Raw genomic sequence first — 12,641 nt, forward strand, 5'->3', positions numbered from 1 at the left:
CTCCCCTACGCAAAGTGTCGGCAATCGAGCGGAAGGTGAAGTCCGTGGTCGTGTTCCGCATCGACCGGCGCAGTGGAGTGGCGACCTATCTCCAGATCGTCCGGCAGGTCGAGCAGGCGCTGCGCATGGGCGCGCTGGAGGAGGGCGACCGGCTGCCCACCGCGGCCCAGGTCGCCGCGACTACCAAGGTCAACCCCAACACGACCCTCAAGGCCTACCGCGAACTGGAGCGCATGGGCCTCGCCGAGGTACGCCAGGGGGCGGGCACGTTCATCACCCGCACCCTCGCCCAGCCCCAGTCCGGCCCCGACTCCCCGCTGCGCGCCGCCCTCGCCGACTGGCTGGACCGGGCCCGCGCCGAGGGGCTCACCGGGCAGGACGTCACGGCGCTGTTCCACTCGGCGTTCGAGAGCGCGTACCCGGGTGAGGCGCCGGACTGACGGACAGCGGACGGGCAACCGACGGGCAGCCGACGAACAGAGACAGATCCGAAGGGCTGTCACGGACCATGCGTTCGTGACAGCCCTTCGGGTTGCGGCATCGCACGCGGACAGGTGGCGGCCACGCTGCCGAAGGTCACGCTTCACGCGCAATACGCCGCAAGCCACCTCTTTTCCGTAAGACATGCCTGCTTCCCGCCTTCCCGGCATTCGCGACGAAGAGCGAGCACGTTCGGGCACACACATCGGGATCACCGAAAAGGTGCGGCAAACAGAGGCAAGTCGATGGCGGGGCAAGCCCGGGCGAAGCAAGCTCATCAGCGTCACGTCGCCGAAATCCACGCCAGCGGGAGGAACTCATGGCACTTCGCTTGCTGTGCAAAGACCCGGAAAGCCCCAACAACGGCAGTCCGACCCTCTATTACGACGACAGTTCGGGAACGTATCTCTTCCAGTCGTGGAAGGTCCTCGATACGGAACGCCTCTCGGGAATCGTCGTCCCCGAGCACGAGACGGTCATCGAGTTTCCCGAACGCCTGCTCGCCCTCTTTCCGCAGCCCGCATCCAGGCGCGAAGCGGGGCAGTGCCTCTGCGGAGGGGCACCGGCGGACAGCGGGGAACCGGGCCCCGGCCAGCCGTAGCGCGCTCCGGTCGGCCGCTGGCCAACCGGGTCGGCGGCCACCACACTGATCCCATGGCAATGGTGAGCATCGATCAGGCGAAGAAGGCGCTGGGCAGTCAGCTTCGGGCCCTGCGCCGCCGACGCGGAATCAGCGCTCGCGAGCTGGCCGCCCTGGCCGGATGGCACGAATCCAAGTGCAGCAAGATCGAAAATGGGAAGACCATGCCGTCCGAGGCGGACATCCGGCTCTGGGCCCGCCTCTGTCACGCCGCCGACCAGGCCGACGACCTGATTTCCGCTGCCGCGGGAATCAAGGACATGTACGTCCAGTGGCGCCATATGGAGGTCCCCGGGCTCCGGAGCGCCCAGAACAAGGTGCTGCCCGTCTGGGAGAACACCACCGAGTTCCACGCGTACTCCCACTCCCTGATCCCCGGCCCGCTCCAGACCCGCGAGTACACCCGCACCGTCCTCACGTCGATCAAGGTCCGCCGTTCACTCGCCGTCGACGACGTGGACGCCGCGGTCGACGCCCGTATGCGCAAACAGGAGCTCCTTCACGACAGCCGCCGCACCTTCCGGATCGTCATCGAGGAATGCGTACTGTGGAACCGCATCGGCGGCCCGGACATAGCCGTCCGCCAGATGGCCCGGCTCGTGGATATCAGCACGCTTCCGAACATCGAACTCGGCGTCATCCCCGAGAACAGCGACACCGTGACCCGGGACCTGATGTGGCCCGTCGAGGACTTCTGGATATTCGACCGCAGGATGGTGAACGTGGAACTGGTCGCCGCCTACATGACCTTCACCACGGAACACGAAGTCCGCCTGTACGAGCAGGCGTTCAATGAGCTTTCCGAGCTGGCCGTCTTCGGAAGGGAGGCGCGTTCCCTCATCGCGACAGCGCTCAAGGACACCGCCGGCGGTTGACTTCAGTGACGTACGGGCCCGAAACGGCCATGGGCGACGATCACCGCAGATCCGGCCAGCTCCATCGTCCCGTCGGAGCGCACCGCCACCCCCAGGCTGCCGCCCGGGGAGTCCACCCGATACCGGCCGGGGCCCGAACCGCCCTCGACGGCACGGTACGCCGCCACAGCGGCACACGCGCCCGTACCGCAGGCGGGTGTCTCCCCCACCCCCCTTTCGTGAACCCGCAATTGGAGGTGTCCGGCACCATGGGATACGACGAACTCGACCGTGACCCCGTGCGGATAGGCACCGGCCGGCTCGACCCGCGGCGCTGAGCGCAGATCTCCCAGGGCCGCCAGGTCGGGGACGAACGCGACCGCATGCGGATTGCCCATGTCGACCTGGACCGCCGGCCAGTCGTGGTCGCCGAGCGCGACCCTGACGGTCTTGGCGTCGCGCCCCGGCCCGGACCGTCCGGCCCCCAGACCCGGCAGTATCGGCGTGCCCATCAGCACGGCGACCGGGACCCGGGGATCGGCCGGAACATCCACCTCACGGACACCGGCACGGGTCGCCACGGCGAACCGCCCGGCGGGCACGCGGCCGGTGTCCACGAGGTAGCGGCCCAGGACGCGCAGACCGTTGCCGCACATGCCGCCCCGGCTCCCGTCGGCGTTGCGGTAGTCCATGAACCAGGCGGCCTCGGCACGCATCGCCGCGGCCTCCGGCTCGGCGGAACAGCGGACGGCCCTCAGGACGCCGTCGGCCCCGAGGCCCGCACGGCGGTCGCACAGCCGCACGGTCTCGTCCGCGGACAGATCGAGTTCACCACCTGGGTCGGGCAGCAGCAGGAAGTCGTTGCCCGCTCCGTGGCCCTTGGCGAAAGTCCAGGAGGGTCCGGTCACGTCCGCGGATCCGTGCCGTGGACGGGAGCGGGTCCGGGCCGCGGACCGGTGCCGCGGGGGACGCGCAGCCAGGCGGTCGTCCGGGTCGGCGTCGTGCGCAGTCCGTAGGTGCCACCGCTTTCCAGGACGGAGAGCAGCCGGTCCCAGGACGCGCCCCGCACCCCGGTGACATCGGTTTCGATGCGGACCGCGTCGGGCTCGTCCACGACCTCCGGCGGATTGCCCGTCAGCGCCGTGAGCCGGCTGACCGCGCTCCGTATGAGCGCGCTCTCGCCCCTGTCCCTCATGGCTGCCACCGCTTCGGCCCGAGTTCGATCACACAGAGAGATTCTGGTTAACCAGCTTGTGACCCGCACGTTAGCTTGTCAATCCGTACACGTTGGCCCTGCCGCGAGGAGAGGTATGACTGACGGGGCAGCAGCGGCGCACCCGTACCAGCGTGTGGCCGCCGCCCTGCGGGACCGGATCGACCGCGGCCTCTGGCCCACCGGTCACCGGCTGCCCTCCCGCTCAGCCCTGGCCCTGGAGTTCGGCGTCGGGGAGAACGTGGTCCGGCGCGCCCTGGAGCTGCTGGTGGCCGAGGGCAGTCTGGAGGGCCGCGCCGGTTCGGGCACGTACGTACGGCTCCGGCAGGAACGCCGGATCATGCTGCGCAGCCTCATCAGCCAGAGCCGCGCCGGCATCGCCCCGCACGGATTCGAGGGGACCTGGGAGGCGGAGAGCGCGGCCCGGGTGCCGCCGCCCGCGCCGGTGGCCCGGCGCCTCCGGCTGACCGACGGCGAGCTGTGCGTCCGCACCGCCTACGAGTTCCTGGCGCCCGACCGGCGACCGGTCATGCTCACCACGAGCTGGGAGCCGATGGCGCTGACCGGGAAGACGGTGGTGGTCCTGCCGGAGGGCGGGCCGCTGGCCGGTCAGGGCGTCGTGGCCCGCATGTCCCACATCGGGATCACCGTGACCCGTGCCGTGGAGCGCATCCACCCGGTCCGGGTCGACCGGCCCCAGGCCGAGCTGCTGGGCATCGCCACCGGCGCCCAGGCGACCTGCATCCAGCGCACGCACTACGACACCGACGGCCGCCCCGTGGAGACCGCCGACATCGTGGTCCCGGCGGAGCACTGGGAGATCGCGTACGAAATCCAGATCCAGTTGACCTGACACAGCACGGGCGGGCCCCGCACCCCACGGGTACACGTGCCGTCAGGCACGCGACGCGTACCGGAACCGGGGCGGGGCCGCCCTCCGGGGGGAGTCTCCGCATGACCGAACAACGCCGTGACCCGGTGTCCCGCGCGACCGAGGTGCTCCTGTCGCCGGTCCTCAGCTCACTCGTGGGCCTGGCCGGCGTCGTCGTCCCGGTCGCCGCCTGGGTCAGTGAGCGGGCCGAGGTCAGGAACGCTTTGATGATCGCCGAAACGGTGATCGTCATCGCCCTGACGGCAACGCTTCTCTGGCTGCGCAAGGCGCACATCACCCTGCGCCGGGTGAACAACCTCAAGCACATGGACGACGCCCGCTACTACGGCCTGATCCGCAACCACCTGGAGAACGAACTCGTCTCGGACTACAGCGATATCGCGGACGGCCACATGCGCGTCTACGCGAGCGAGGTCCCGCAGCTGTCGGTCCTCCTGGTCGACACGCTCACCACATCCGCGTCCGCTCCCCGCCGCATCCTCGCGGCGGACCTGACGACCAACCCCTCGCTGCTCACCCAACGGCACGAATACCTCGCCGCCAACCGCCGCTTCATCGAGGGCGGCGGGGAGATCCGCCGGCTGTTCATCGCCTACCGGGACGATCTGGTCGAGGAGGGGTACGCCACCAGTCTCCTCGAACTGATCGACCGTCACCGCGATCTCGGCGTCATCTGCGGCATCGCCGTACGGGACCGGCTGCGCGCGGAAGAGGCCGTGGACTTCATCGTGTTCGCCTCGGCCGCCGTACTCGTGGAGGAGGAACAGGGGGACTCGGCCTACCGCCGTGGGCGCTCCAGCGTCTACTTCAAAGGCGTCGGGCGCTGGATCCGGCGGTTCGAGTCCGTCTGGGGTCAGGGGTCCGGTGCGGGACCACGGCGACTGGAGAAGTACGAGGCGGCCGTCCGCCCCATGCTCGGCACGGACCAGTGGGTTCAGGACAGGGTGGATGCGGTTCTGGACAGCTTCTGATCGCGATCGGCTCCGATCGGCCAACCGCCCCGCAAGCTGGTGCACCAGCTATACGGTGAGTGACGTCCTGGGCGGGACTCTCCCGCCCCGCGTCTGCCTCGGGGTTCCTCACCATGCTGCTGGCACTGAGTGTTCTCGCGTCGGGCGTGGTCCTCCGCCAAGTGGACCGCGCCTGGTTCGCCACAGACCGACCGCGCGCCGCGAGTGCGGGCGAACTCCTCGCCCACCAGCGGTCCCGGGCGAACAACACGACCCCCGCACTGCTGCTCGCCGGGCAGTGGACGCAGATCCTCGGCTGGTGGCTGCTGGCCGCCGAAGGCCCTCTCGGCGCGCTGATCGCGGCGTTCGGCGTCGCCGTGCAGTTCCGGCACCTCCAGGAAGTCAGCCACTTCGCGGTCCACGGTGTCCTGGCCCGCACGTCCCGGGCCAATCACATCCTTGCTGAAACGTTTGTGCACCACCCCATGGCCCTGGGACCGGCCCGTGCCCGCCGCATTCGGCACGTACGCGAGCACCACCCCAACGCCACCGTGACAGGCGCCGACCCGAACCTCGCCGAGCTCGAACAGGCGGGCCTCCGCCCGGGCATACGGACCGGCCGCCTCGTGCTGGCGCTGCTGCACCCGCTGACCGCGGCAGGCATGAGGACCACGGGGCGCACGCTCCGCGACAACCTTCTCGGCCATGGCGCCGTGAGCAGGGTCGGGGCCGTCGTGGCCCTCCTGGCCGCAGCCCAACTGGTCGGCGGCTGGCAGGCCGTGGTCTTCGGCGTACTCGTACCGCGGCTCCTGCTGTATCCGCAGCTCGCCTGGTTCAGCCTCTTCGTCGAACACACCTGGTTCGATCCGGACCCCCGCAGCGGTCCGCCGGCCTGGACGGAAGCGGGGCGATGCCTGCGGCTCTACCCGCGCAACCCCGCCCTCGCCCTCCTGGCCCGCGGCACCTGGCTCCCCTACGGAGACCTGTACCACTACGCGCACTCGGCCCATCCGGGAATGCGCTGGAACTACCTCCGCGCCTTCGAACTGACCCTGGACGAACCACACTTCCTGCCGGACGGACTCGTGCTGGGCTCCGCATCGGTGCTGCGCCGCCATCGCTACGCGCTCGCGCGGGCCGCGTCCTCCTGACGACACGCCCGGGCCCGCCCGCGGCGAACCCGGGCCCGCTCAAGCGCGGTTGTAGCGGTAGCCGCTGCCGTGGGCGGGCCCGACGTCGTGCAGGATGCCGGACCCTGCGACGGTGAAGAACGAGGGGTCGGTGTCGCGGCACATCGGGCCGGAACGGGCCTTGTCCACCACGGCGGTACCGACGTTGATCCGGTTCCCGCCGTCCGCCACGGAGCTGAGCTTCGCCGTGTACTCGCAGTGCCCCGACCCCTGTACGTCGGCGATGAGGGTCACCGCCGACTGCCCGGGCGACACCCGCCGGATGACCACGGTGTGCGGCTGGAGGACGTCGTACTGGGACGCGATGGACCAGGTCCCGACGAAGTGCTGCGGCACCCGGCCGTCGGGGGCGGGATCCGGGGCGGGCGGCTTCGCGGCACCGCCCGACCCGGATGAACCCGACGAACCGGAGCCGCCCTGCGTACTTCCACCGCCGGAGGCGCCGGCCCCCTCGGCCCCGGACGATCCCCCGCCGGCAGCGGAACCGTCGCCGCTGCCGACGCCCTTCCCGCTGCCGGGGTCGCCGCCGCCCTCTCCGTCCTGCCCCTCTTCCGTACGTTCCTTGTCCTTCTCGTCCCCCTTGCCCTTGTCCTTCCCGTCGTCCTTCGAGCCGTCCTTGCCGCCCCCGTCTTCGCCCTTGTCGTCCTTTCCGGCGGGGGCGGCCGGGTCGCCGGAGGGGCCGTCACTGGCGGCGGGCGGGGCGGCGGACTCTCCGCCCCGGGCATCCGCGCCACCGCCGGGGTCGCGGTTGAGGAAGGCCGTGGTCCCACCGGCGGCCAGAACGGCGACGACGACGGCCGCGACGACCCAGGCTCGACGCCGCTGCCGACGCCGCGCCCCGTCGGCGACCGGAACTGCCGCGGCGGCACCGGTCGGTTCGGGGCTCGGCCCTGTCACCGGTTCCGGTCCCGGTTTCGGTCCCGGTTTCGGTCCCGGTTTCGGTCCCGGAGCAGGCCGCAGATCGACCGTACCGAGGTCGCGAGACTCGGGTTCCGGAGGCTCGGGAGCAACCGGAGAAGCAGGCTCCTCGCCGCTCCCCGCCGCCGCGGACTCCACCTTCTCCGGTACGTCCACGCCCTCCGGTACGTCCGTGGGCTCCGGCACATCCGCACGCTCCGGCACATCCGCGTCGAGCAGCAGCGCCGACTGCTGCGCCAGCCGGGCCAGGAGCACCGGCGGCAGCCAGGCCCCGCGCAGCGCATCCGGGGACCGGTCGGGCTCCAACTCCTCCAACAGCGCGTCCACGCCCGGGCGTTCGGCGGCACTCTTGATCAGACAGCGTTCGACGATCCCGCGCAGGGAGGCATCCTCCACCGCGTCCAGGTCCGGCGGGGACTGGACGATCCGGAACATCACCGCGTGCTGGTTGCTCGCACCGGCACCGAACGGCAGCTGCCCGGTGGCCGCGTACATCAGGACACAGCCGAGGGAGAAGACATCCGCCCCCGCCCCGGTCTCCTCGCCGAGGATCTGTTCCGGCGCCATGAACCCGGGCGAGCCGATGACCATGCCCGTACTGGTCAGCAGGGACTCCACGGAGACCTGGAGCGCGCGGGCGATGCCGAAGTCGATGACACGGGGGCCGTCGACAGTGAGCAGGACGTTGGACGGTTTCAAGGTCCCGGTGGACGATCCCGGCGGCGTGAATACCGCGCAGGGCCCTCAACAGCCCGTCGGCCAGGGCGTGGACCGAGGCGGCGGGCAGCGGACCGTGCTCCCGTACGGCCTGTTCGAGCGAGGGCCCTGGGACGTAGCCGGTGGCCACCCACGGCCGTTCGGCGTCGGCGTCGGCATCGAGTACGGGAGCGGTGTACCGCCCGCCGACGCGGCGGGCCGCCTCGATCTCCCGGCGGAAGCGGGCCCGGAACTCCCCGTTCGCGATGTGCTCCTCGTGCACCACCTTCACGGCAACGGTACGCCCGCCCGCCGAACGGGCCAGGTACACCCGGCCCATCCCGCCCGCCCCGAGCCGGCCCAGCAGCGGATAGGGCCCGATCCGCACCGGATCACCGGCCGCGAGCGGCCGTATGCCCTCCATCGCCGTGTACCCCCGGCTGCCCTTGCCCGCGCCCTCGCTCATGCCGACCCGATCCCCCGATGGCCTTATTACCTGCGGTCGTTGACGCCCGGCCGAAGCCGTGCGCGCGATCAGGATAGGCCGGAGGCCGGTCACACAAGCATGAGCAATACCGCTTTCCGGCCTGGCCACGGGAAGAAACGACTCGGGACCGGGGCAGTGAGGGAGAAATCTGGCGGACGAACGACGGTGAGGAGAGATGGAGGAGAAAGGCGGAGGAAACATGAGAAGCTGGCATCCCCTGGCTGCCGAACTCCCCATGCAGCACTGGCTCGTTGCGCAGCAGCTTCGGGCACTCAGGGGCCGCGAGTTCCGCCGGCCCTGGGCCGCAACGCGGCGGACCCGGCGCTGCTGCGGGTGCTATGGCGCACGGCCGGATACTCGCGGCTCCCCGCCCCTCCGATGCCGGTCGGCGCCCCCGGACCAGGGCCTTTCGTTCGAATCAGGTCGGATCAGGGGAGCGGGGTCCGGCGCGTGCAGCTGCAAGGCGGAGGATTGAGGCAACGCGATGGGGTCTCCCCTGCTCGAGCAAAGCCCGAGAGCTTGGGGAAGTGCGCACCAGACCGTGCGAGCCCGACATGATCCAAACGAAAGGCCCTAGGGGAAGCCCCCGCCGCGAGGCCCGCGATGCACCTGGAACATCCGCGATCACCCGCACCCCGGCCTGGCCGAGTCCCCGGACGATTCCGCCGACTACACCACAGTTACGCTGCATCATCACGCGCATGAAGAGCGCCATTCTCAACGTCGTCAATATACACAATGGCGTCTGGAATATCCTTGAAATGCATGAGCGCCCTGACGGACACTCTGTAACTCCGACCCGCCCTCGCTACCGGGAAAGGAAACTGACCAGCACTGATCAGTCGACGTGCGGCAGATTCAGCGATCCCCATCACGCTTGCAGCTTCTCGTAGCCCGATATACGAGGGATAGAGGTCTGAAGCGTAATAGTAGTGATTCGGGTTGGAAATCCAGTATCGATGCAACCCCGAAGCTTTGCTCTTACTGACCGAACCCAAACGGCGGCCAGCACGAATCTCCTCATGGAAGAATCGCACGGCATCGAAATGACCTAACCTCTCGAAAAGCGCCCCGAAACGCTCACCTCTGATCTGTTCCACAAAATCCGCGTCACGCATGAAGTTCAAGTCAATGACGGATGCCGCCTTCAAACTGGTGCGCGGCCCAGATATATCTGGGCCGTCGTAAATTTCGACGTCATCAGTCGGGTACTCCGATGGGCTGGAATTTCCGAGTTGCCAGGCCACATCGAAAGCCGCCTTCACCATTCGATCTCGCACATGACGTGGCGGAACACCTGCTGCAGTGTCCGCCCAGACTTCCAATGCAGTTGCCACCATGGCAGATCGGAGCTCTTCACGATCGACGCGAAAATCTCGGGAGATCCTCGTCGAGGTAGTCCGGAAACAGGGAACTATGCAGTCGAGAATCACTAACCTCCACGTATCGTCACCCTCGAGATCACTCAATCTCCCCATGGCAATAAGAGACTCCCACAGACGGGAGCTCGCAGCCGACCGGACTCCCGACGATATCGCCTCAGCGCGAAACTTGGGGTAAGTGGGATGCCGCTTGATCTCACACTCTTCAACATTCCCTACATGCACACAAACTGGACCCTCCCCGAAAACATCGCGAACTTTCCATTCGATCCGGTCGAAAACATCCGGCATGACCTTCCCCAATCCGTGATCTCCGCCAGCCACTCCGCGACCAACTATGAGGGATCAGGAACAAGCCCAATGCCCAAAATCCGAACTACCTCACCCGATCGTGTTGGAAACTTCAGTACTCACCCCATGTGGTTCACATATCAGCTAGGGCGCCGTCAACGTCAGATCCCGCGGTTCCGGCAAGCACCCGGATAGCTCGCGGCACAAGAGGAGGGCGGGTGCCACGTGGGCGGGAAGGAGGTGTGCCTCGCCACACCGTGCGAGTTGAGGCGGCGTCGCCTTTCTGCTCGGCAGAGGGCCTTCATGTCGCCAGTTGGCCGCTCATCAAGCGGGACTCATCGACCGTCTCGCGCTCACCGCCCGGACAGGGGGTTCCGTCCCGAGCAGGGACGCCCTTCGAGAGGTGCTCCGGAAGGCAAACCTCTCCCACCGCGAGGTTGCGGTCATGAGCCATGGAGCTCTGAAGCGCTCCACGATCGGAGCGGTACTCCGCAGCGAACGCAGCGCCCGACCGCGAAAGGCGGCGAGAGCGGAAATGAGAGGCGTACAGCTTCCTGCGGCATTCCGCAGCCTCCCCGGCCACCGGAAGGCGTCAGCCTGGTCCAGGTACATGAGAAGCAAGAACCGTGAGGAAATTCTGCGAGTCCAGGCCGACCGAAGCTGAGCGGGGCAGCCACCGCCTCTCCTCACACCCGCATCAGACACTCCTCCAACCTGCGCCCTCACCGGAGGGCTGACCCAGACTGAAGAAACACACCCGGGGCTTCCCGAACCGCACCCCCTGTTCCCAGGGAAACCATCCCGGAAGCGAAAACCCCAGGTCACGAGTTACGCAACCTGGGGTTCTTCTGAGCCGCCTTCGGGATTCGAACCCGAGACCTACGCATTACGAGTGCGTTGCTCTGGCCAACTGAGCTAAGGCGGCGCGCCCTGTCGCACTATGGTGCGATCAGCAGCGGAGCCAAGTCTACACAGTTTCCGGGGGTGCTCCGCACACGGCACCCCCGGAGGCGTTTGCCCTGGTCAGAGTGGGTCAGGTGCACTTCTTGGCGTCGGTGGGCGGGGTGCCCTCCAGGAGGTACGTGTTGATCGCCGTGTCGATGCAGTCGCTGCCCCGGCCGTACGCGGTGTGGCCGTCGCCCTCGTAGGTGAGCAGGGTGCCGGAGGAGAGCTGCTCCGCGAGGGCCTCGGACCACTTGTACGGAGTGGCCGGATCGCGGGTGGTGCCGACGACGACGATCGGGGCCGCACCCTTCGCCTCGGTGCGGTGCGGGGTGCCCGTGGCCTTGGTCGGCCAGTACGCGCAGTTCAGGGAGGCCCAGGCGAAGCCGCGGCCGAAGACCGGGGAGGCCTTCTCGAAGTCCGGGACCGCCTTCTCGACCGCGTCGGGGCCGTCGAAGGCGGGCGGCAGGTCGAGGCAGTTCACGGCGGCGTTGGCGAACATCAGGTTCGCGTACTTCCCGTTCGGCTCGCGCTCGTAGTAGCTGTCGGCCAGCGAGAGGAGGCCGGAGCCGTCGCTGCGCTGCGCGCCCTCCAGCGCCTCGCGGAGCTGGGGCCAGGCCGCCTCGTCGTACATCGCGGCGATCACCCCGGTGGTCGCCAGGGACTCGGTCAGCTCGCGGTCGTCGCCGGTCGGGATCGGCTTCGCGTCCAGGTCCGTGAAGAGCTGCTTGAGGGCGGTCGCCGCGTCGGCGGTGGACGTGGTGCCGAGCGAGCAGTCCGGCTGCTTCACACAGTCGGCGGCGAAGGACTGGAAGGCCCCCTCGAAGCCCGCCGTCTGGTCCCGGTTCATGTCGATCGCCTTCAGGGACGGGTCCATCGCGCCGTCCAGGACCAGCCGGCCGGCCCGGTTCGGGAAGAGGTCCGCGTAGGTGGCGCCCAGGAACGTGCCGTACGACGCTCCGACGTAGTGCAGCTTCTCGTCGCCGAGCAGGGCGCGCAGGACGTCCATGTCGCGGGCCGTGTCCACGGTGGAGACGTACGGGAGGATCTCGCCGGACCGCTTCTCGCAGCCCTCCGCGAACTTCTCGAAGGCGTCGGTGAGCTTCCGGACCTCCGCGTCGTCGTCCGGTGTCTGGTCGACCTGCGTGAAGGCGTCCATCTCCTTGCCCGTGAGGCATTCGACGGGCTCGCTGCGGGCCACGCCGCGCGGGTCGATGGCCACCATGTCGTAACGGGCCCGCACCTGGGCCGGATAGCCGAGCGCCGCGTACCCCTGGAGATAGCCGATCGCGGAGCCGCCGGGGCCGCCCGGGTTCACCAGGAGGGAGCCGATCCGCTTGCCCGGGCCGGTGGCCTTCTTACGGGAGACGGCGAGCTCGATGTCGCCGTCGTCCGGCTTGTCGTAGTCCTTCGGCGCCTTCATCGTCGTGCACTCGAACCCCTCCACCCCGCAGTCGCGCCAGCTCAGCTTCTGCGCGTAGTACGACGACAGCCCCTCGGGGGCCGCGGTGCCGGTGGCCGAGGCGTTCGGCGAGGAGCCGCTGCTGCTACAGCCGGAGATGAGCAGGCCGGCAGTGCCGATCCCGATGGCGAAGGTGCGGAGCAGGCGCCTGGTATCCATTCAGGGAGCGTATCCGCCGGGTGACGAGTCGTACGATTCCCTGCTCATTCGGGTGAACAGGGCCCCGGAACCGGCAGAGTCCCGA

At 68.8% G+C, this 12,641-nt stretch carries 10 protein-coding genes, 1 tRNA gene and 1 pseudogene; 6 read left to right on the top strand and 6 right to left on the bottom strand.

Features of this window, described 5'->3' with window-relative positions; translation table 11 throughout:
* Nucleotides 1-35 precede the first annotated feature (35 nt).
* The 3 genes from A3Q37_RS25130 (at nt 36) to A3Q37_RS25140 (ending at nt 1,995) form a co-directional block, all read left to right on the top strand.
* A complete protein-coding gene (locus A3Q37_RS25130; RefSeq protein ID WP_079137981.1) occupies nt 36-440 on the top strand; it encodes a GntR family transcriptional regulator in 405 nt (134 codons plus the stop codon).
* A gap of 359 nt (nt 441-799) precedes the next feature.
* A complete protein-coding gene (locus A3Q37_RS25135; protein ID WP_255311939.1) occupies nt 800-1,081 on the top strand; it encodes a hypothetical protein in 282 nt (93 codons plus the stop codon).
* Nucleotides 1,082-1,134: 53 nt separating this feature from the next.
* Complete coding sequence (locus tag A3Q37_RS25140) at nt 1,135-1,995, top strand: helix-turn-helix transcriptional regulator (RefSeq protein WP_065487901.1); 861 nt, start codon at nt 1,135-1,137, stop codon at nt 1,993-1,995.
* A gap of 2 nt (nt 1,996-1,997) precedes the next feature.
* Here A3Q37_RS25140 and dapF read toward each other — a convergent pair whose 3' ends face one another.
* Nucleotides 1,998-2,882 (bottom strand): diaminopimelate epimerase, encoded by an 885-nt coding sequence (gene dapF, locus A3Q37_RS25145; RefSeq protein WP_065487902.1) that lies wholly within the window; start codon nt 2,880-2,882, stop codon nt 1,998-2,000.
* A complete protein-coding gene (locus tag A3Q37_RS25150) occupies nt 2,879-3,169 on the bottom strand; it encodes a hypothetical protein (protein WP_065487903.1) in 291 nt (96 codons plus the stop codon). Before A3Q37_RS25150 ends, dapF begins: the two co-directional genes overlap by 4 nt.
* Nucleotides 3,170-3,284: 115 nt before the next feature.
* On the opposite strand from A3Q37_RS25150, the gene A3Q37_RS25155 reads away from it, so the two are divergent.
* The 3 genes from A3Q37_RS25155 (at nt 3,285) to A3Q37_RS25165 (ending at nt 6,180) form a co-directional block, all read left to right on the top strand.
* Nucleotides 3,285-4,040 carry a GntR family transcriptional regulator gene (locus tag A3Q37_RS25155; protein ID WP_065487904.1) on the top strand — a complete coding sequence of 252 codons (756 nt, stop codon included), beginning with the start codon at nt 3,285-3,287 and terminating at the stop codon, nt 4,038-4,040.
* A gap of 101 nt (nt 4,041-4,141) precedes the next feature.
* The gene (locus A3Q37_RS25160) at nt 4,142-5,050 is read left to right on the top strand and encodes a hypothetical protein (protein WP_065487905.1); all 909 of its coding nucleotides are present in this window, start codon (nt 4,142-4,144) and stop codon (nt 5,048-5,050) included.
* Nucleotides 5,051-5,163: 113 nt separating this feature from the next.
* A complete protein-coding gene (locus A3Q37_RS25165) occupies nt 5,164-6,180 on the top strand; it encodes a dihydrouridine synthase (protein WP_065487906.1) in 1,017 nt (338 codons plus the stop codon).
* Between the two features lie 39 nt (nt 6,181-6,219).
* Here A3Q37_RS25165 and A3Q37_RS25170 read toward each other — a convergent pair.
* The 4 genes and pseudogenes from A3Q37_RS25170 to A3Q37_RS25180 all read right to left on the bottom strand — a co-directional run bounded on the left by A3Q37_RS25170 (nt 6,220) and on the right by A3Q37_RS25180 (nt 12,556).
* Nucleotides 6,220-8,299 (bottom strand): annotated as a pseudogene (locus A3Q37_RS25170) (serine/threonine-protein kinase).
* A 701-nt stretch (nt 8,300-9,000) separates the two neighbouring features.
* Nucleotides 9,001-9,660, bottom strand: coding sequence for an AlpA family transcriptional regulator (locus A3Q37_RS36900; RefSeq protein ID WP_141693610.1), 660 nt, complete (start codon nt 9,658-9,660; stop codon nt 9,001-9,003).
* 1,184 nt (nt 9,661-10,844) lie between these two features.
* A tRNA-Thr gene (locus tag A3Q37_RS25175) sits at nt 10,845-10,918 on the bottom strand.
* 108 nt (nt 10,919-11,026) lie between these two features.
* Nucleotides 11,027-12,556, bottom strand: a complete 1,530-nt coding sequence (locus A3Q37_RS25180; RefSeq protein WP_065487907.1) for an alpha/beta hydrolase — start codon at nt 12,554-12,556, stop codon at nt 11,027-11,029.
* Between the last annotated feature and the right edge of the window lie 85 nt (nt 12,557-12,641).

It is taken from the genome of Streptomyces sp. PTY087I2, from assembly GCF_001687325.1.
Lineage (GTDB): Bacteria > Actinomycetota > Actinomycetes > Streptomycetales > Streptomycetaceae > Streptomyces.

Excerpts from the sequence above, each read along its gene's own strand:
- A3Q37_RS25135 (WP_255311939.1), top strand. The coding sequence starts at position 800 with ATGGCACTTCGCTTGCTGTGCAAAGACCCGGAAAGCCCCAACAACGGC.
- A3Q37_RS25140 (WP_065487901.1), top strand. The coding sequence starts at position 1,135 with ATGGCAATGGTGAGCATCGATCAGGCGAAGAAGGCGCTGGGCAGTCAG.
- A3Q37_RS25150 (WP_065487903.1), bottom strand. The coding sequence starts at position 3,169 with ATGAGGGACAGGGGCGAGAGCGCGCTCATACGGAGCGCGGTCAGCCGG.
- A3Q37_RS25155 (WP_065487904.1), top strand. The coding sequence starts at position 3,285 with ATGACTGACGGGGCAGCAGCGGCGCACCCGTACCAGCGTGTGGCCGCC.
- A3Q37_RS25160 (WP_065487905.1), top strand. The coding sequence starts at position 4,142 with ATGACCGAACAACGCCGTGACCCGGTGTCCCGCGCGACCGAGGTGCTC.
- A3Q37_RS25165 (WP_065487906.1), top strand. The coding sequence starts at position 5,164 with ATGCTGCTGGCACTGAGTGTTCTCGCGTCGGGCGTGGTCCTCCGCCAA.
- A3Q37_RS36900 (WP_141693610.1), bottom strand. The coding sequence starts at position 9,660 with ATGGTGGCAACTGCATTGGAAGTCTGGGCGGACACTGCAGCAGGTGTT.
- A3Q37_RS25180 (WP_065487907.1), bottom strand. The coding sequence starts at position 12,556 with ATGGATACCAGGCGCCTGCTCCGCACCTTCGCCATCGGGATCGGCACT.